This is a genomic window from Manganibacter manganicus (assembly GCF_002075885.1).
Taxonomy (GTDB): Bacteria; Pseudomonadota; Alphaproteobacteria; order Rhizobiales; family Rhizobiaceae; genus Mesorhizobium; species Mesorhizobium manganicum.
Window position 1 is genome coordinate 26293 of sequence record NZ_MDET01000019.1, and the last position, 18891, is coordinate 45183.

Consider the following 18891-nt stretch of genomic DNA (forward strand, 5'->3'; position numbering starts at 1 on the left):
TAGAACACGCCAGAAAGCCGCAGCGTCTCACGTGAGACGCAGCGTCTGATGGATTAACACCATCATTTCAATAGCTTATACCGGTTTTGGGCTCGTCACACGCGTCTCACGAATGTTCCACAATCGTTCACGGTTGAGGCATTGATTTAATTGAGGAATTCGGGATTTCCGGCTGGTCGGAGTGGCAGGATTTGAACCTGCGACCCCATCGTCCCGAACGATGTGCGCTACCAGGCTGCGCTACACTCCGTGACCAGACGGCGGGCTTATAGCTGCCGTGGTGCATTCCTGCAAGCGTCAAAGGTGATATGCTGACAGCAAATCGGTTGCATTATCGGGGTGGCGAGCGAGATGCTTCAATCTCCCGTTAGGCAAGCGCGGCTAAAAGCGGGCTATCTGTGGCGGTCGTCACAAACGCCTGGAACGGGGTGTTTTTGGGTGGGGAGCGTGCAATTTTGACTATGAAGATCGTTGGCGAAATTCGCCCAAACAGCTTCGAATTCGAGACATCCGCGCTCGTCAAGGCATCGGGCTTTCGTGAATATGACGCGCGCTGGTGGTTCGGTTATCCGGGTTCTGAAAAGGTGCCAGAGCTTAACCTTATCGGCATGCAGGCGCTCGGCATGGGGTTGGGCACGCTGATTCGACGCAGTGGCGTTGGGCCGGACATTGTCACGGGCCATGATTTTCGCTCCTATTCGTTGTCGCTCAAACTGGCACTGGTGGCTGGCCTGATGGCGGCTGGCGCGAAGGTGAGGGATATCGGTCTGGCGCTATCGCCGATGGCTTATTTCGCCCAGTTCGCACTCGACCTCCCTTCCGTCGCCATGGTGACGGCCTCGCATAATGAGAATGGCTGGACCGGCGTGAAGATGGGAGCGGCGCGCCCGCTGACCTTCGGGCCGGATGAGATGAATGCGCTCAAGAAGATCGTTCTCAGCGGAGATTTTGATCTGGTTGGTGGTGGTTCCTACGGGTTCGTGCCCGATTTCCGCGCCCGCTATCTGGATGATCTCACACAAGGCAAGCGTATTCATCGAAAGCTGAAGGTGGTGGCAGCTTGCGGCAATGGCACTGCCGGCGCCTTCGCTCCGGAGGCGCTGGAGCGGATCGGTTGTGAAGTGGTGCCGCTCGACGTCGAACTCGACCATAGTTTCCCGCGTTACAACCCCAATCCCGAAGACATGAAGATGCTGCATGCCATCCGCGACAAGGTGCTGGAGACCGGGGCCGATATCGGCCTGGGCTTCGATGGTGACGGCGATCGCTGCGGCGTGGTCGATAATGAGGGCAATGAGATCTTTGCCGACAAGATCGGCGTCATGCTCGCCCGCGATATTTCCGCTCTGCATCCGGGCTCCACCTTTGTGGTGGATGTGAAGTCCACCGGCTTGTTCCAGACCGACCCGGTGTTGAAAGCCAATGGTGCGGTTACCGACTATTGGAAAACCGGCCATTCCTATATCAAGCGGCGCGTGGCGGAACTGGGAGCGATCGCCGGCTTCGAGAAGTCCGGCCATTTCTTCTTCAATCCACCTTTCGGGCGCGGCTATGATGACGGGTTGGTCACTGCCATTGCCATTTGCGCCATGCTCGATCGCAATCCCGGTCGCAGCATGGCTGATCTCTATCGTGACCTGCCACTGACCTATGGGACGCCAACCATGTCGCCGCATTGCGACGACGACAGGAAATATGGTGTGGTGGCGCGTGTTACGACAGATTTCGAGGCGATGAGAGCCAAGGACGAGAGCTTCGGCGGTCAGCGGATCGCCGATCTTGTCACCGTCAATGGTGTGCGCGTAGTGGCTGAGGATGGCACATGGGGGCTGGTTCGCGCATCCTCAAACAAGCCCGAATTGGTTGTGGTGGTGGAAAGCCCAGTCTCAGCCACGCGTCGCCGCGAAATGTTCGATGCGCTCGATGCCGTGCTGCGCCGTTACCCGGAAGTCGGCTCCTACAACCAGACATTCTGAGCGGGGCATTTCGCCATGACGGAGCGCATTGTCAGTTTTGTGATGAGCGGCGGCGTCGGGTCCCGGCTTTGGCCACTGTCACGCGAGGATAACCCCAAGCAGTTTCATGATCTTTCGGGCGACGGTTCGATGCTCGTCAAGACATTGCGCCGCCTTATCTCCCGGCCTGAGGGAGAGACGCCCGTCTTCGTCATTGCCTCGGAGCGCCATGCTTCGCGCATCGGGACAGACCTAGCCGGCCTTGATCTTGCGGGCGGCTCCGCCTTGTTTGAGCCCATGGGGCGCAATACGGCGGCGGCCGTGGCCCTCGCCACCTTGCGCACGCTTTCCAGCTTTGGTGACAGCCTGGTTCTGGTCGTGCCCTCCGACCATGAGATTTCGACAACGCAGCAATTCTGGCAAACGGTGGAGGCTGGCTCGGCTGCAGCTTCCGCCGGGCAGTTGGTCGTGTTTGGAGTCAAACCCACCGGGCCGGAAACGGGATATGGCTATATCGAGGTGGGTAGTAAGACCGACGCCGCGTTCGATGTTGTGAGATTCGTCGAAAAGCCCGATCTGGAGACCGCGCAAGCTTATCTCGATGCTGGCAATTTCTACTGGAATGCAGGCATTTTTCTGTTTCGAGCTAGTGCCATGCGCGCTGCATTCGAGACCTATAGGCCGGACATCTGGGCTGCGACCGAAAGCGCATTCAAGGCGGCGAGGCAGGACCTTTCGGGTCTCTATATGGAGCCCGGTCTTTACGAGAGAATCCCTTCTATCTCCATCGATTATGCGGTGATGGAACAGGCCAGTGGCATTGGCATGGTCCCGGCGGGCTTCCGCTGGAACGATCTTGGCTCATGGCAATCGCTGCTGGAAGTCAGCCCGACGGATGACAAGGGCAATGTCGTGCTTGGCGATGTCGTCGCCATCGATTGTCAAAACTCGTACATTCGCTCCGAGGGACGTCTGCTTTCGGCGGTGGGGTTGAAGGACATCGCCATCGTGTCAACAATCGATGCGACCTTCATCGCACCCGTCAGCCACAGCCAGAACGTGCGCAAGGTGGTCGAGAAACTTGAAAAAAGCGGCCGTCTGGAGACGAAGTTCACGCCCTCGCATGATCGTGTCATTGAAAGTGGTGCATGGCGGCGGCGCGTGCGGCATTGGCTATTTGAGGAGACCATGCCGCTGTGGTCCACGATCGGGGTGGATGAGCTTCATGGCGGTTTCCATGAGGCATTGGGCTTCGATGCCGTACCGCTGCCGAAGCCGAAGCGCATGCGCACCATGGCGCGTCAGGTTTATGCTTTCGCGGTGGCCAAGGCGCATGGGTGGGAAGGGCCGGGGGATAGACTGATCGCCCACGGCATCGAGTTCATGGCGCGCAACGGCCGCACCGACCGAGGCGGCTGGGTCCGGACGCTCAATATAGACGGCAGTGTCGCGGATGCGACGGAAGACGCATACGACCATTCATGCGTTTTGCTGGCGCTGGCCCATGCGCATATGTGCGGCAATCGCGACGCCCTGCGGCTTGGGCAGGAAACTTTCGATTTTCTGGACAGCTATCTGGAGGATGAGCGCCTCACGGGCTTTCTGGAAGCTACGGGGAAAGCGCAGGCCGAGCGGCGCTCCAATCCGCATATGCATCTTCTGGAAGCGTTTCTGGCATGGCACGAAGCGACCGGCGAACGCACCTATCTGCGCCGTGCGGCGCGTGTGGTTGATCTTTTCCGCAGTCATTTCTTCGATGCTGATACCTGGACGCTTGGCGAATATTTTTCGCCAGAATGGAAACATGCGCCGAGTGAGCGGGGCGAATGGACGGAGCCCGGCCATCATTTCGAATGGGCATCGCTGCTGGTTGATTTTGCCGCGCGCAGCGGTCAGAACGATCTCACCGGTTATGCGCGCAAGCTCTATGCCTCGGCCATCGCCAGCGGTTTGAACCGCGCCACCGGCTTGGCCTATGGCGTGGTCAGCCGGCAGGGCATCCCCATTGATACCGTATCGCGAAGCTGGCCGCAGACCGAAGCGATCAAGGCGGCAATCGCGCTGGACGGGGCCGGCGGCCCCGACCTCAAGCCCGAAATCGAGGCGCGAGTGGGGCGGCTGTTCCGCTGGCACATCGACCCGGCTCCGCTCGGCTTGTGGATTGACCGGATCGACGAACGAGGCCGCTCATTGGCCGCCGAGGTTCCAGCCTCGATCTTCTATCATCTCGTCTGTGCCCTGATGCAGTATCTCGATGTGGACGGCGACGAGCAACGACCGCCAAAACGCTAAGACAGCGCCTTAGCGTATAAGTCCGATTCAGATCATGAATGGCGCGATGGAGTCAGTAGGGACTATCGACGTTTCCCGTCTCGACATAAACCGACTTCACCTGCGAATAGTGGCCGAGGGCTTCCAGCGCGTTTTCCCGGCCGATACCAGACTGCTTATAGCCGCCGAAGGGCATTTCCACCGGCGTGAGATTGTAAGCATTGATCCAACATGTGCCAGCCTGCAATTGCGAGATGACGCGATGCGCGCGTGGCAGGTCTCTGGTGAAGACGCCGGCGGCAAGGCCGAATTCGGTGGCGTTGGCGCGCTCGATCACCTCGTCCTCATGATCGAAGGAAAGCACGCTCATCACTGGGCCAAAAATTTCTTCGCGTGCGATGCGCATGTCGTCACGTACACCGGCAAAGACAGTCGGTTCGACGAAACAGCCTTCTTCGAAACCCTGCAATGAGGGCACGTTGCCGCCGCAGGCCAATTTGGCGCCTTCCTCGCGCCCGATCCTGATGTAATCCGTCACCTTCTGGTGCTGCGCCTTGTTGACCAGCGGACCCATCTGGGTTTCAGGATCGAGCGGGTCGCCAATGCGGATTTTCTTCGTACGCTCGATGAGCCGTTCGACAAAACGGTCGTGCAGGCCCTTCTGGACAAAGACGCGTGTGCCGTTTGAGCAGACCTGGCCGGTGGAGTAGAAATTGCCGAGCATCGCTCCGCCAATTGCGTTTTCGAGATCGGCGTCGTCGAAAATGATCAGCGGCGACTTGCCGCCCAGTTCCATGGTGGCGTGCTTCATCTTCGAGCCGGCAAGGGCCAGCACCCGGCGGCCGGTCGGCACCGAACCTGTGACGGAAACCTTCGCGACGGCATCGTGTTCGACCAGCGCCGCGCCGACATCGCCATAGCCCTGCACGACGTTGAATAGCCCGTCGGGCAGACCGGCCTCGGTATAGATTTCGGCCAGGGCTAGCGCCGAAAGCGGCGTGTTTTCGGAGGGTTTAAACACCATGGCGTTGCCCATGGCGAGTGCCGGCGCGGATTTCCAGCCAGCGATCTGGATGGGATAGTTCCAGGCGCCGATGCCTACGCAAACGCCAAGCGCCTCGTGCCGCGTATAGGCGAACGGTCCGCCAAGATCGATGAAATCACCGTTGTAGGCGGCGATGGCGCCGGCAAAATATTCAAGGCAGTCAGCCGCCGAAGGCGCATCGGCGGCCAGTGTTTCCTGGATCGCCTTGCCGGTGTCCAGCGTTTCCAGCTTGGCAAGGTCGTCGTTGCGGGCTCGCAGCAGGTCGGCGGCACGACGCAATATGCGGCCGCGCTCCACCGGCTTCATCCCTGCCCAGGCGCCCTGGGCGGCTCGCGCGGCTTCGACAGCAAGTTCGATCACGTTGGGCGTGGCCGAATGGAGTGTGGCGATCGTCTCGCCCGTGGCGGGATAGATCACGGGCAGCGCCGCGCCCTGTTCGTCTTCCACGAAGCGGCCGTTGATATAATGCGAGGCTTCGGGTTGCGCGCGCATGGTCATCTCCGGGTTTGGTCGTTCAAGATTTAGCTCAGCGATCCGAAACCTGCCAGCGCGGGTTGATCCATGGTTCCTGATTGGAGGGCGGCAAAGGCGTGCGGCCGAGGATGTGGTCCGATGCCTTTTCGCCGGTCATGATCGACGGGCCGTTGAGATTGCCGTTGGTGATACGTGGGAAGATGGAGGAGTCGGCGAGACGCAATCCCTCGACGCCGATCACCCTGCATTCCGGATCGACCACGGCGTTCGGGTCGTCCTTGCGGCCCATGCGGCAGGTGCCACAGGGGTGGAACGCGCTTTCCACATTGTTGCGGATGAATTCGTCCAGATCCGCGTCGCTTTGCACATGGCTGCCGGGCGAAATTTCTTCTCCACGGTAAGGGTCGAAGGCAGTCTGGCCGAAGATGTCGCGGGTGAGCCGAATGCAGTGTCGAAAATCTGCCCAATCCTCCGGATGCGACATATAGTTGAAGCGAATGGAGGGCTTTTCCCTCGGATCGGAAGAGCGCAGCGTTACCGAACCGCGCGACTTCGAGCGCATCGGGCCGACATGGGCCTGGAAACCGTGCGACTTCGCCGCCGACCTGCCATCATAACGCACGGCCCCGGGAATGAAATGGTACTGGATGTCAGGATAGTCTACTCCGGCTCTCGAGCGCACAAAGGCGGCCGCCTCGAAATGGTTGGTGGTGCCGAGTCCGCTTTTGAAAAAGAGCCAGCGTGCGCCGATCAGCGCCTTGGAGTAAGGATTGAGAACGGAATTCAGCGTGACCGGCTTCGTTGATTCCTGCTGGATATAAAGCTCCAGGTGGTCTTGCAGGTTTTGTCCGACGCCAGGCCGGTCAGCGATCACGTTGACGCCATTTTCCCGCAGATGCTCAGCGGGGCCGATCCCCGACAGCATCAGGATTTTCGGAGAGTTGATGGAGGAAGCGGCGATAATGACTTCATGCCGTGCCTTGACCATCTGGACCTGTCCTCGAGCCTCGATCTCTACGCCGGTGGCGCGTTGATTCTCGACCATCACGCGCCGCGCGAAGCCTTTGATGAGGCGTACGTTTTTCCGCTTCAGCGCAGGGCGAAGATAGGCATTGGCTGCGGACCAGCGCCGACCCTGGAAGATGGTCTGCTCCATCGGGCCGAAGCCTTCCTGCTTGGAGCCGTTATAATCGTCGGTCAGTTCGAATCCGGCTTGTTTGCCAGCCTCCACAAAAGCCGTGTAAAGCGGATTGACGCGGGTGCCCCGCTGCACATGCAGGGGGCCGCGTGTGCCGCGCCAGCCTTCCTCGCCGCCATGCGAATGTTCCATGCGCTTGAAATAGGGAAGCACGTTGGCATAGCCCCAACCGGTCGCACCCTGTTCGGCCCAGTGATCGAAGTCGCGCGCATGGCCACGTACATAGACCATGCCATTAATGGACGATGAGCCGCCGATGACCTTGCCACGCGGCGTAACCAGAGAGCGTCCGCCGAGATGCGGCTCCGGTTCACTGGAAAAACCCCAGTCGTAACGCGCCATGTTCATGGGAATGGAGAGGGCCGAAGGCATCTGGATGAGCGGCCCGGCATCGGTTCCGCCATATTCGATGACAATGACGGAATGCTTGCCGTCTTCCGAAAGCCGGTAGGCCATGGCCGAACCGGCCGAACCGGAGCCGATGATGACGAAATCTGCTTCGAGAGCGGAACTCATTTGGCCCTCATGAAGTCGTAGGAGATCATGACATGGCGCGCATAAGCGGGCCGCTCGGTCAGCCGGCCATAATAGGCCTCGAGATGGGGAAGGGCAGGCCGTTCAATCTCCAGCGTGAAATAGCGGTAGAGCAGCACGCCAACGACGACGTCGGCAAAGCAAGGCTCATTGCCGCCGAGATAAGCGCCCGCGGGCAACCGGCCGTCGAGCACGCGCATCACCTTACCCAGATTTGCAATACCCTTCGCGAGCGCGGCCTCGTCGCGTTCGCCAGGCTTGTTGCGCATCATCGGCTGGAACACATGAGTCAGGAAGGCGGGAACCAGTGTTGTCTTGGTCCAGTCGCTCCATTGGTCGAGTTTGGCCCGCTTGAGCGGGTCAGTGGGCCAGAACCGCTCCGAGCCGTAGCGAGCGGCGAGATAGCGCACGATCGAGGCGCTTTCCCAAAGATACTCGTCGCCATCGCGCAGCACCGGTATCAAGCGGTTGGGGTTCATGGCGGAAAATTCAGGCGTGTCGAGCCCGCCGAACGGGCCGCCGACATCGATGCGCTCATGCTCAAGGCCGAGTTCCGCCAGTGCCCACATGACGGTCTGCACGTTGGAGGATGTGGTCCTTCCCCAGACGGTGATCATCTTATTCTCCCCTCGGAAAGCGTTTGTCCGCTTCGAGTGTGTCGAGGTTCATGTGGTTGCGCATGTAGCGTTCCGAAGCCTGCCTGAGCGGCTGGAAATCCCACGGGAAATAGGCGCCGTTGCGAAGCGCGGGATAGACCACCCAGCGCCGCGCCTGGCTCTGGCGCACCGCCTCGTCGAAGGCAGTCATGTTCCAGCGGGCGTGTACTTTTTCCATGAAACCGGCAACGAGCGCGGCATTGGCCGGTTCGGCTGCGAGATTGGCGAGCTCCAGCGGATCTGATTCCAGATCAAAGAGTTGTGGAGGATCGATCTCACAATGCACGAACTTGTATTTGCCCTCGCGCATCGCCACCAGCGGCGCATAGGAGCCTTCGGCCGCATATTCCATCAGTGCCGGCTCGCTGCGCGGATGACCTTCCATCTGCGGCTTCAACGACTGGCCATCGGTCCACGGCATGATGTCGGCAATGTCGATACCCGCGAGTTCGCAGAGCGTTGGGCAGATGTCGAGATTGGAGGTCGGTGCGTCGATCAGGAGCGGCACAATGCCCTTGCCGGCAACCATCAGCGGCACGCGCGCCGAGCCCTCGAAGAAACTCATCTTGAACCACAGGCCGCGCTCACCCAGCATGTCGCCATGGTCGGAACAGAAGACGATGACGGTATCGTCCAGCATCCGCGTACGTTCGAGTACCGAGATCAGTTCGCCGACCTTGTCGTCGAGATAGGAGATATTGGCAAAATAGCCGCGGCGCGAGCGGCGCACCTGCTCGGGCGTGATGTCGAAACTGTCGTAATCGCTGGCCAGATAAAGGCGCTGCGAATGGGCGTCCTGCTTTTCCTTCTCGATGAAGCCGACTTCCGGCTCCAGTGCTGCGCAATTCTCGTAGAGGTCCCAATATTGGCGCCGCGCCACATAGGGGTCATGCGGATGGGTGAAGGAGGCGGTGAGGCACCATGGACGACGCTGACCATCGTCCGGGACGCGCGCGAAATCGTAGAGCTTCTGGGCCGCGTGGAACGCGACCTCGTCGTCATATTCCATCTGGTTGGAAATCTCGGCGACGCCTGCACCGGTAACCGAGCCCAGATTGTGATACCACCAGTCGATGCGCTCACCCGGCTTGCGGTAATCCGGTGTCCAGCCGAAATCGGCAGGGTAGATATCGGTCGTCAGCCGTTCCTCGAAGCCATGCAACTGGTCGGGGCCGACGAAGTGCATCTTGCCCGAAAGAGCGGTGTGGTAGCCGGCAGCGCGAAGGTGGTGGGCGAAGGTGGGAATCGATGAGGCGAATTCTGCCGCGTTGTCATAGACCTCGGTGCGCGAGGGCAGTTGCCCGCTCATGAAGGAAGCGCGGCCCGGCGCGCAAAGCGGCGAGGCGGTGTAATTGTTGCGGAAGCGGGCGGAGCGCGCCGCCAGCGCCTTGAGATTCGGCGCGTGCAGAAATTCGGCCGGTCCGTCCGGAAACAGTTTTCCGTTCAACTGATCGACCATAATGATCAATATATTGGGTCGGCGAGTGGTCATTCTGTCTCCTGCGGCCCAAGTCTTGTTTCGAGATAGGCTTCAATAAGTGTGATGGCGGTGGCGGCGTCCGGCACGCCGTCCTTCAGCGCGCGGCGGATATAGAAACCGTCGATGAGGGCAGCGGTGGTTTCGGCGACCTCGTCGGATTCCGCGCGGGAAAGCAGGCCGCATAGGCCGCTCATCAGGTTGGAATGCAGTCGTCGCGCGTAGATGCGCAAAAGGCGCCTGAGCGGGTCGGATCTCTGTGCCTCGACGTAAAAGGCGAGCCAGGCCGCGATGGTCTCGGGCTGGAACTGGACTTCGGAAAAGCTGACGGCGACGACTGCCGACACCCGTTGGCGCGGCGAAGAGGTGGCGTGCAGCGCCCGGACAAGATCGACGTTCAGTTCCGCCAGCAGATGCCGCATCGTCGCCTGCAGCAATTCGTCCTTGGCACCGAAATAATGATGGGCGAGCGCCGACGACACGCCGGCGCGGCCGGCAATATCCGACATGGTAACGTCGAGCGTGCCGCGTTCGCCGATCGCCGAGATAGCGGCGTCGATCAGGGCGCGGCGGCGCAGCGGCTCCATTCCAAGTTTAGGCATTGAGCTTCTCCCTCCGTGAGCTTATTTTTTATTGACTGGTCAATCAATGATAATTTTCTGATCCAGAAAACTGGCTTGAAATGGTGCTTTACGCCACCGGCGCGCGCGCCCATGGTGACAACAGCCGCCGGGCCGCTCATAAGGGTCGCCAACCGGTTGAGTTTGCTCCCGAAGGAGAATTGTCATGACTGCATGTATTGTCGGTTGGGCGCACTCGCGCTTCGGCAAGCTCGAAGGCGAGACGCTTGAAGGCCTCATCACCAACGTGGCCACAGAAGCACTCGACCACGCCGGTATCGGCCCTGACGATGTGGACGAGATCGTGCTTGGCCATTTCAACGCCGGTTTCTCGGCGCAGGATTTCACGGCAAGCCTCGTGCTGCAGGCCGATGACCGGCTGCGCTTCAAGCCGGCCACGCGCGTGGAAAATGCCTGCGCTACCGGTTCGGCAGCGGTGCGGCAGGGCATCCGTGCCGTCGGTGCCGGTTCACGCATCGTGCTGGTGGTTGGCGCCGAGCAGATGACGACGACACCCGGCCCGGAGATCGGCAGAAACCTGCTGAAAGCGTCTTATCTGCCGGAAGATGGCGACACCCCCGGCGGCTTTGCCGGCGTCTTCGGCAAGATCGCCCAGGCCTATTTCCAGCGTTATGGCGACCAGTCCGATGCCCTGGCGATGATTGCGGCCAAGAACCACAGGAACGGCGTGGAAAACCCTTATGCGCAAATGCGCAAGGATCTCGGCTTCGAGTTCTGCCGGCACGAAAGCGAGAAGAATCCCTTCGTTGCCGGTCCCCTCAAGCGCACCGATTGCTCGCTGGTTTCAGATGGCGCCGCCGCGCTGGTCCTGACGGACGCCGATACGGCGCTCGGTATGCGCCGTGCCGTCGCTTTCCGCGCCAATGAGCATGTGCAGGATTTCCTGCCCATGTCGAAGCGCGATATTCTCAGCTTCGAGGGCTGCGAGCGCGCCTGGGCGCAGGCGCTCGAAAAGGCCGGCGTAACATTGAACGACCTGTCCTTCGTCGAAACGCATGACTGCTTTACCATAGCCGAATTGATCGAATATGAGGCGATGGGCCTGGCCAAGCCGGGTGAGGGGGCGAAGCTGGCGATGGAAGGCTACACCGCCAAGGATGGCAAATTGCCGGTCAACCCGTCGGGCGGGTTGAAGTCCAAGGGCCATCCGATCGGGGCAACAGGGGTTTCGATGCATGTGCTGAGCGCCATGCAACTGACCGGCGAGGCCGGCGGCATCCAGGTGCCTGGTGCGAAGCTCGGCGGCATTTTCAATATGGGCGGTGCTGCCGTCGCCAATTACGTGTCCATTCTGGACCGGATTCGTTGAATGGACATGATGGCGTAATTCGCAAATGACAAATCCGGTTCTGATCGAAGTGCTGCGCGGCAGTATTGTGGAAAGCGCGCATCGCGGCGCGGTCTGCGTCGCCGATGCCGATGGTGGGATTGTCTGGGAGACTGGCGATACAGAGCGCCCGGTTTTTCCGCGCTCGGCGGTCAAGGCTATCCAGGCACTGCCGCTGGTGGAGAGCGGCGCGGCCGATGCCTACGGCTTCGGCCAGCGGGAACTGGCGCTGGCCTGCGCCTCGCATTCGGGTGAGGCCGCGCATGCCGAACTCGCCCGTGCCATGCTGGCGAAAGCCGGGCTCGACGAAAGCGCGCTGGAATGCGGCACTCAATGGCCGACGAACCGCGCGGCAGCCGATATGCTGACGCGTGGCGGCGCAAAGCCATGCGCGCTGCACAACAATTGCTCAGGCAAACATAGCGGCTTTCTATGCACCTGCGTTCATGCAGGTTTCGATCATCATGGCTATGTCGGCGCCGATCATCCCGAACAGGAGATGGTGCGCTCGGCTATGGAAACTGTCACCGAGGCTTCGCACGGGCCGGAAAACCGCGGTACGGACGGTTGCTCGATCCCGACCTATGCCGTGCCGTTGCGCAATCTGGCGCGAGGCTTCGCGCGCATGGTTTCCGGCAATGGCTTGGGGCCGCAACGCGCCAAGGCGGCCGAGCGGTTGCTCAAGGCCTGCATGGCCGAGCCGTTCCTCGTCTCCGGCACAGGCCGGGCCGATATCGCGCTGATGGAAGCTGCACCGGGGCGCATCTTCGCCAAGACTGGGGCCGAGGGCGTCTATTGCGCGGCTTTGCCGGAACTCGGCTATGGTATTGCGCTGAAATGCGACGACGGTGCCACACGCGCCTCGGAAGCGATGATTGCGGCTGTTTTAGCCCGGATGCTGGCGGGAGACGAAGGCGTGGCAGCCACACTGAACACCTTGGCTAACCCGGTGTTTTCCAACTGGAACGGCATCGACGTGGCCAGCTTGCGCCCGACGACGGCTATGCATTCCGAAGGTTGAGATTGCGTGCAACATTGCCGCTGCGCATTGCTGCATGGGCACCGTCTTTGAGGTCGTCCATGGCAATGCCTTTGACCGCTTCATTGGCGATATTATCGCCAATTTGGCTGCTTTCGAAGGTAAATTCCGCGTAAATCGCCGTTTTTCCGCCGCTCAGGCAATTGCTGCCAACAATCCGCGTAATGTTGGGAATGTTGGCTAAAATCGCAATTTTTCGATCATATTGTTGGCAATGGCGACGTCGGCAGGCATGCCGCCGGGCTGTCGGCCCATATTGGCTGGATTTCTCGTACTGTGTCGGGCAGGTTGTGAAGGCCCTGCAACGCGCCTAAGCTGCCAGACATGAGCAGAGCATTCACCCGCGAAGAAGACAATGAAGCCATTGCCGATATTGGCGAGCGGCCGGTCAGCCAGCATCGGAATCTGGTGACTGAACGCGGCCTTGCCCTGATCGAGACCGAACTGGCGGAACTGCGCGAGGCACTTGGCGAGGCTGAACGGCAGGAGGACCGCGAGCGCCTCGCCTCGGTTTCCCGCGACCTGCGCTACTGGACAGCGCGGCGCGAAACCGCCGAACTGTCCGTGCCTGAACCCGGCAGCGACGTCGTGCGTTTCGGCATGGTCGTGACGCTGGAAAACGAGGACGGCAAGACAGTGCATTGGCGCATCGTCGGCGAGGACGAAGCCGACCCTGCCAAGGGCACCATCTCGCATGTCTCGCCGATGGCGCAGGCGCTGTTCGGCAAGGCGGTGGGCGATCTCGTCGGCGTCAACGGCAAGGAATGGGAGATCGTCGGGCTGACGACAAAGGGCTGAAAAGTGAGTCCCCGATCAGAATCTGGCGCGATGTGAACGGAGCCAGTCGGCAAACGACCCCACCGCCGCCGTTAGGATTGCTCACGCCGCTGTTCTTTCAAGTCCAGCCTGGCGGCAAAAGACCGCAAGCGGCCTATCCCGATTTGCGCGTCTTCGTCGATCGATTGAGTTGCTTCGGCGGCGGGTGATCACTTCGCCTCCGCGGTCAGGGCGGCACGCAGGCGACGGACTTCCTGATTGAGAGCGATCATCTCTTTTGCCGTCATACCTGCCTTGGCGAAAAGCGTCTCTCCAAGACAGCGGCTCTGCTCACTGAGCGCCTTGCCTTGATCGGTCAGATTGACCCGAACGCTGCGTTCATCCTCGGCGCTGCGGGTCCGACGCACCAATGAAGCTGCTTCAAGGCGCTTGACCAGAGGTGTGATCGTGCTCGGTTCAAGGTCGAGCCGGGCCGCGATCGTGCTGATGCTCAGTCCATCCTTCTCCCACAGGGCGTTCAGCACGAGATACTGCGGATAGGTGATGCCAAGCCCGTCGAGCAGCGGCTTATAGAGCCGGCTGACCGCCAGGGAGGTAGAGTAGAGCGAGAAGCAAAGCTGGTGTTCGAGGGGGATGTTTTGGGCCATAAGCTCACATATCACGCAATTGTTTATCGCGGCAAATAAAAAGCTGGACAGCGAACTGGCGATACGTTAGGCCTAAAATTATTGAGATAAATATTATCGCAATAATTAAAATCAGGAGACCGATATGTCCGTCAATGTTCTGTATAGTACCAAGGCCACATCCACCGGCGGCCGAGATGGCAAATCTCGGATCGAGGGTGGACGGGAGATCGAGCTTTCGACACCCAGGGAATTGGGCGGCAATGGTGGAGAAGGCGCAAACCCCGAACAGCTTTTTGCTGCCGGCTATTCAGCCTGCTTCCTCGGCGCGCTCAAGGCAGTTGCCCCCGGAATGAAGCTCCGGGTTCCACAAGACACCGAGGTCACCGCGACGGTCGGCATCGGGCCGCGCAGCGAAGGAGGCTTCGGTATCACCGCCGCGCTGGCGATTAGCCTGCCAGGCCTTGCTCGTGGCGATGCCGAAAAACTGGTCGAGGCAGCGCATCAGACATGCCCGTACTCCAACGCCACACGTAACAACGTCGATGTCGAACTGACAATCATCTGAGTCTGTCCGACCGATGGAACGTGCCCCGGAGGGCGTGCGCTCCGGGGTGAACGGAAAGGAACGAAAATGTTTGGAATTACACCCCTCGGCTGGCTGCATACGCTGGGCAGCCTGCCGGCCATTCCCGCCGCCGGCTACATGCTTTTCCGCTATGGCCGGATCGTCCCGCGTTCCATCGCCGGCAGGGTATATTTCATCTGCATGGTGATTGGCGGGCTTACGGTTTTTCTGGTGGCCAAGGCACCGGAAACGGCTGCGGTCGGGGCCGTCACCCTGCTGGTTCTTCTGGCCGGCTACACGGTCGGACGGATTCAGGTCCTGGGCCGCGTCCGCTGGTATCTGGAGACGTTTCTCCTGACCCTCACGGTTTTCCTGCTGATGGTGCCGACAGTCTCCGAAATATTGCGTCGCGTTCCCGATGGCCACCCGATCGCGGCGGACCCAGGCTCTCCCATTCTGAAGGGCGCGCTCGCGAGTCTCGTGGCGATGTTGGTTCTCGGTCTTGCCGCGCAGTTTATCTATCTTTTCAAGTTCAAGGTCAGCAAGAGAGCGCGATAAAAAGACTGGCGTCGCAATACACGAAACCCGCCAGTTCCCTTCCTATCCAACCTCGGTCATTCCCGCTTATGGGGCCACGACCCGTTACCCCAGTAACTTGTCGATCAACCTCTCCGCGGCTTCCAGTATGACCGTGCCGGGCGGGAAGATTTCGGCTGCTCCCGCCTGCTTTACCGCCTCGTGATCCTGTGGCGGGATGACACCGCCGGCGACGATGAGGATGTCGTCGCGGCCGAGTTTCCTCAATGCGTCCTTCAGTTCGGGGATCAGGGTCAGATGGCCGGCGACGAGCGAGGACGCGCCGACGATGTGCACGTCGTTCTGGACCGCCAGCCTGGCGATCTCCTCCGGCGTCTGGAACATGGCGCCGACCGTCACGTCGAAACCGAGATCGGCGAAGGCGGTGGCGACGACCTTCTGGCCGCGATCGTGCCCATCCTGGCCCATTTTCGCGATCAGAATCCGTGGTTTGCCGCCGGCCGTCTTCTCGAAGGCGGCAAGCTTTTCCTCCAGCGAGCGGATGCCTGCGCTCTCGCCCAGTTCCTTGCGGTAGACGCCGGAAATCGTCTGTACCGCGGCGGCGTGGCGGCCGAACACCTTTTCCAGCGCCAATGAGATTTCGCCGACGGTCGCCTTGGCGCGCGCCGCGCGAATGGCGAATTCCAGCAGGTTTTCGCCGTTTTGGGCCGCGCCGGTCAGCGCGTCGAGCGCACTCTCCACCGCGCCCACCTCGCGCGTGCCCTTGAGTTGCTGGAGCTTGGCCAATTGCCGCGCCCGCACCTCGGCATTGTCGATCTTGAGCACGTCCACCTCGATGTCGTGCTTCGGCTGGTAGGCGTTGACGCCGACCAGGATTTGCCCGCCGGAATCGATGCGCGCCTGCGTGCGCGCCGCAGCTTCTTCGATGCGCAGCTTGGGAATGCCCTTTTCGACCGCCGCCGCCATGCCGCCGAGCTTCTCCACCTCCTCGATATGCGCCATGGCGCGTTCGGCAAGCTCATGCGTCAGGCGTTCGACATAGGCGGAGCCACCCCACGGGTCGATGATAGCGGTGGTGCCGCTTTCCTTTTGCAGCACGATCTGCGTGTTCCGGGCGATGCGCGCCGAATTGTCGGTGGGCAGCGCCAGCGCCTCGTCGAAGGAGTTGGTGTGCAGCGATTGCGTATGCCCCTGCGTGGCGGCAATGGCCTCGATCATGGTGCGCATGATGTTGTTGTAAGGGTCCTGCGCCGTCAGCGACCAGCCGGACGTCTGGCAATGCGTACGCAGCGAGCGCGAGCGCGGATCTTTCGGCGCAAAGTTCTTCTGCATCAGTTGCGACCAGATCAGCCGCGCCGCCCGCAGCTTGGCGATCTCCATGAAGGTGTTCATGCCGATGGCCCAGAAGAAGGAGAGCCGCGGCGCGAATTTGTCGATATCGAGCCCGGCGGCGACGCCGGCGCGGGCATATTCGATGCCGTCGGCAATGGTGTAGGCCAGTTCCAGGTCGGCCGTCGCGCCGGCTTCCTGCATGTGATAGCCGGAGATCGAGATCGAATTGAACTTCGGCATATGCCGCGAGGTGTAGGAGAAGATGTCCGACACGATCCGCATCGACGGTTTCGGCGGATAGATATAGGTGTTGCGGACCATGAACTCCTTGAGAATGTCGTTCTGGATGGTGCCGGCGAGGTCCTTCTGCGCCACGCCCTGTTCTTCCGCCGCGACGATATAGAGCGCCAGGATCGGCAGCACCGCGCCGTTCATGGTCATCGAAACGGTCATCTCGTCGAGCGGGATGCCGTCGAACAACTGGCGCATGTCGAGAATGGAATCGATGGCGACGCCCGCCATGCCGACATCGCCGGCAACGCGCGGATGGTCCGAATCATAGCCGCGATGGGTGGCGAGATCGAAGGCGATGGACAGGCCTTTCTGGCCGGCGGCAAGGTTGCGCCGGTAAAAGGCGTTGGAATCCTCCGCCGTCGAGAAACCGGCATATTGGCGGATCGTCCACGGCTTTTGCACATACATGGTCGGGTAGGGGCCGCGAATATAGGGCGCGACGCCGGGATAGGTGTCAAGATTGGAAAGCCCCGCGAGATCGGAATCGCCATAAAGCCGTTTGATGGCGATGCCCTCGGGTGTCTGCCATGTGCCTTCCGCCCTGACCGGCAATGGCCTGGGCGACGACCACGCAATGTCGCTGAAATCGGGGATCATTGCTGGAACTCCCTCGGCCGCGCCTCGCCCGAATCCGCCTCGAAAATCGCGCTGATGCGCGCCGGCGGCAACGCTTCGCAAAATACCGTGCCGTCGGTGGGGGCAGGGTGGCGCTCCGCCGGCAGCGTCTCGACCGCCCGTTCGGCCTTCAGCGGGTAGAGCGTGGTGCCGACAATCGCCTTCTCGCCGCTGCGGTAGGCGGCTTCGCGCTGGTGTCTGGCCTCGGTGATGCGGCGCTGGATGTGCCCGTAATGCAGGCTGGCGAGAACGCCGCCTTCGGCCTCGATCGCCTGGAATTCCGCCCATGCCTTTTCGCACAGGGCTTCCGTCAGCGCCTCGACGCCGCCTGCGCCGTGTGCGGGGTCGAGAACATGGCCGATATGGCTTTCCCTGGCCATGATGAGCTGGGTGTTGCGGGCGACGCGCCGGGCAAAGCCCGCCGGCAGACCGTGGGCGATGGTGTGCGGCAGCACGGAAATCGTGTCGGCGCCGCCGGTCGCGGCGGCGAAGCAGGCAATGGTGTTGCGCAATATGTTGGTTTCGCTGTCGGCCTTCGTCATCATGCGGAAGGAGGTTTCTGCGTGGATATTGGCGGCGGCGGGCTCGATCGAGCAGCTTTCCTGCGCGCGCGCCCACAGCCGGCGCATGGCCCTGATCTTGGCTATGGAAAGGAACTGGTCCTGATCGACGCTGAGCGCGAAGCCGATATGCGGCGCGGCATAAATCAGCGCCTGCCGGGCTTCCTCGAACAGCCTGAGATGCGCCACCGCCGAGGCCAGCATGATGCCCAGTTCCTGCGCCTCGGTGGCGCCGGCATTGTGGAATACGCGCCCGTCGGCCTCCAGCAGAACGCCGGGCATTCCCATGGCGAAGAAATGCGCCAACGACTGCGGCATCGAGGCCTGCAAGGCTTCGATCGACATGCGCAACCGGCCGGAGGACGCGAAGGTCGCGGCCGGGTCGATGCCGAAGGAGATGCTGAGCTTGGCCGGGTCGGCCCGCCGCTGGGTGAGCAGCGCCACCAGCCAGTCGGCCATGGCGCGGCTGGACGGATGCACGTCGACGCGCAGATGCACCTGGTTCAGCGGCACGCCGGCCAAAACCTTTTCCAGCGTCGCAGCGCCATTCGGCAGGCCATAGCCGAAGCCGTTGGGCGCGCCGTCGAACACCAGCGCCAGGCCGGTCGCGCCCTGCGCGATGTCCTCGGCGGCCTGTGCCGCCGCCCGCTCCGGGTCTGGGTCGTCGATGCGCTGGCAGATCGCCCAGGATCGTGCCGTATCGGCGCGGATATTGGCCTGGGCGCCCTGCGCGCGCGGATAAAGCGGTTGGATGGCGATGCCGTCGTCGGTATGCGAAGTCAATGTGTCGGCCGGAGCGCCGGACAGCGCCTTTTCCACCAAAGCGAGCCAGCGCGCCCGCCCGCTATCCGGGCTTTGCCCCTCGACCCGTTCCTCGTCGTCGCTCAAGGCTTCCGCGCCCATTCGCCATCCTCGTCTGCCAGCCGCAGTTTGTCGGGCTCACTCTAGGGTTCCCGGTGCCGTAC

Annotated in this window: 16 protein-coding genes and 1 tRNA gene; 8 read left to right on the forward strand and 9 right to left on the reverse strand. The window is 61.4% G+C overall.

The window, feature by feature from the left end:
- Positions 1-173: 173 nt before the first annotated feature.
- Positions 174-250 (reverse strand) — tRNA-Pro (locus BFN67_RS13015).
- Positions 251-455: 205 nt separating this feature from the next.
- On the opposite strand from BFN67_RS13015, the gene BFN67_RS13020 reads away from it, so the two are divergent.
- Together BFN67_RS13020 and BFN67_RS13025 are read left to right on the forward strand one after the other, a co-directional pair.
- A complete protein-coding gene (locus tag BFN67_RS13020) occupies positions 456-1976 on the forward strand; it encodes a phosphomannomutase/phosphoglucomutase (RefSeq protein ID WP_080920001.1) in 1521 nt (506 codons plus the stop codon).
- 15 nt (positions 1977-1991) lie between these two features.
- Positions 1992-4247 (forward strand): mannose-1-phosphate guanylyltransferase/mannose-6-phosphate isomerase, encoded by a 2256-nt coding sequence (locus tag BFN67_RS13025; protein WP_080920002.1) that lies wholly within the window; start codon positions 1992-1994, stop codon positions 4245-4247.
- Positions 4248-4299: 52 nt separating this feature from the next.
- Here the strand turns inward: BFN67_RS13025 and betB are convergent, their stop codons facing one another.
- Genes betB through betI form a run of 5 tightly spaced genes read right to left on the reverse strand, consistent with a single transcriptional unit; the run spans position 4300 to position 10212 of the window.
- Positions 4300-5763 (reverse strand): betaine-aldehyde dehydrogenase, encoded by a 1464-nt coding sequence (betB, locus tag BFN67_RS13030; protein WP_080920049.1) that lies wholly within the window; start codon positions 5761-5763, stop codon positions 4300-4302.
- A gap of 34 nt (positions 5764-5797) precedes the next feature.
- Entirely contained in the window at positions 5798-7459 is a 1662-nt protein-coding gene (betA, locus tag BFN67_RS13035) for a choline dehydrogenase (protein ID WP_080920003.1), read from the reverse strand.
- Positions 7456-8094 carry a glutathione S-transferase family protein gene (locus tag BFN67_RS13040; RefSeq protein ID WP_080920004.1) on the reverse strand — a complete coding sequence of 213 codons (639 nt, stop codon included), beginning with the start codon at positions 8092-8094 and terminating at the stop codon, positions 7456-7458. The genes betA and BFN67_RS13040 overlap by 4 nt, the downstream gene beginning before the upstream one ends.
- 1 nt (position 8095) lies before the next feature.
- Positions 8096-9625 carry a choline-sulfatase gene (betC, locus tag BFN67_RS13045; RefSeq protein WP_080920005.1) on the reverse strand — a complete coding sequence of 510 codons (1530 nt, stop codon included), beginning with the start codon at positions 9623-9625 and terminating at the stop codon, positions 8096-8098.
- On the reverse strand, positions 9622-10212 hold the full coding sequence (gene betI, locus BFN67_RS13050; RefSeq protein ID WP_080920006.1) for a choline-binding transcriptional repressor BetI: 591 nt from the start codon (positions 10210-10212) through the stop codon (positions 9622-9624). The genes betC and betI overlap by 4 nt, the downstream gene beginning before the upstream one ends.
- Before the next feature lie 184 nt (positions 10213-10396).
- On the opposite strand from betI, the gene BFN67_RS13055 reads away from it, so the two are divergent.
- The 4 genes from BFN67_RS13055 to greA all read left to right on the forward strand — a co-directional run bounded on the left by BFN67_RS13055 (position 10397) and on the right by greA (position 13415).
- On the forward strand, positions 10397-11560 hold the full coding sequence (locus tag BFN67_RS13055; RefSeq protein ID WP_080920007.1) for an acetyl-CoA acetyltransferase: 1164 nt from the start codon (positions 10397-10399) through the stop codon (positions 11558-11560).
- A 25-nt stretch (positions 11561-11585) separates the two neighbouring features.
- Positions 11586-12599, forward strand: a complete 1014-nt coding sequence (locus BFN67_RS13060) for an asparaginase (RefSeq protein ID WP_080920008.1) — start codon at positions 11586-11588, stop codon at positions 12597-12599.
- Positions 12600-12633: 34 nt separating this feature from the next.
- The gene (locus tag BFN67_RS24350) at positions 12634-12801 is read left to right on the forward strand and encodes a hypothetical protein (RefSeq protein WP_158083514.1); all 168 of its coding nucleotides are present in this window, start codon (positions 12634-12636) and stop codon (positions 12799-12801) included.
- A gap of 140 nt (positions 12802-12941) precedes the next feature.
- A complete protein-coding gene (greA, locus tag BFN67_RS13065; protein ID WP_080920009.1) occupies positions 12942-13415 on the forward strand; it encodes a transcription elongation factor GreA in 474 nt (157 codons plus the stop codon).
- Positions 13416-13603: 188 nt separating this feature from the next.
- Here greA and BFN67_RS13070 read toward each other — a convergent pair whose 3' ends face one another.
- On the reverse strand, positions 13604-14041 hold the full coding sequence (locus BFN67_RS13070) for a MarR family winged helix-turn-helix transcriptional regulator (RefSeq protein ID WP_080920010.1): 438 nt from the start codon (positions 14039-14041) through the stop codon (positions 13604-13606).
- 124 nt (positions 14042-14165) lie between these two features.
- On the opposite strand from BFN67_RS13070, the gene BFN67_RS13075 reads away from it, so the two are divergent.
- Both BFN67_RS13075 and BFN67_RS13080 read left to right on the forward strand, forming a co-directional pair.
- Positions 14166-14588 (forward strand): organic hydroperoxide resistance protein, encoded by a 423-nt coding sequence (locus BFN67_RS13075; protein ID WP_080920011.1) that lies wholly within the window; start codon positions 14166-14168, stop codon positions 14586-14588.
- A gap of 66 nt (positions 14589-14654) precedes the next feature.
- Complete coding sequence (locus tag BFN67_RS13080; protein ID WP_080920012.1) at positions 14655-15146, forward strand: hypothetical protein; 492 nt, start codon at positions 14655-14657, stop codon at positions 15144-15146.
- Between the two features lie 84 nt (positions 15147-15230).
- On the opposite strand, the gene scpA is transcribed toward BFN67_RS13080, so the two are convergent.
- Positions 15231-17348: a methylmalonyl-CoA mutase gene (scpA, locus tag BFN67_RS13085; protein ID WP_080920013.1), complete on the reverse strand. Its 2118-nt coding sequence runs from the start codon at positions 17346-17348 to the stop codon at positions 15231-15233.
- Positions 17345-18829, reverse strand: a complete 1485-nt coding sequence (locus tag BFN67_RS13090) for a methylmalonyl-CoA mutase subunit beta (RefSeq protein ID WP_080920014.1) — start codon at positions 18827-18829, stop codon at positions 17345-17347. Before BFN67_RS13090 ends, scpA begins: the two co-directional genes overlap by 4 nt.
- Positions 18830-18891: the final 62 nt, after the last annotated feature.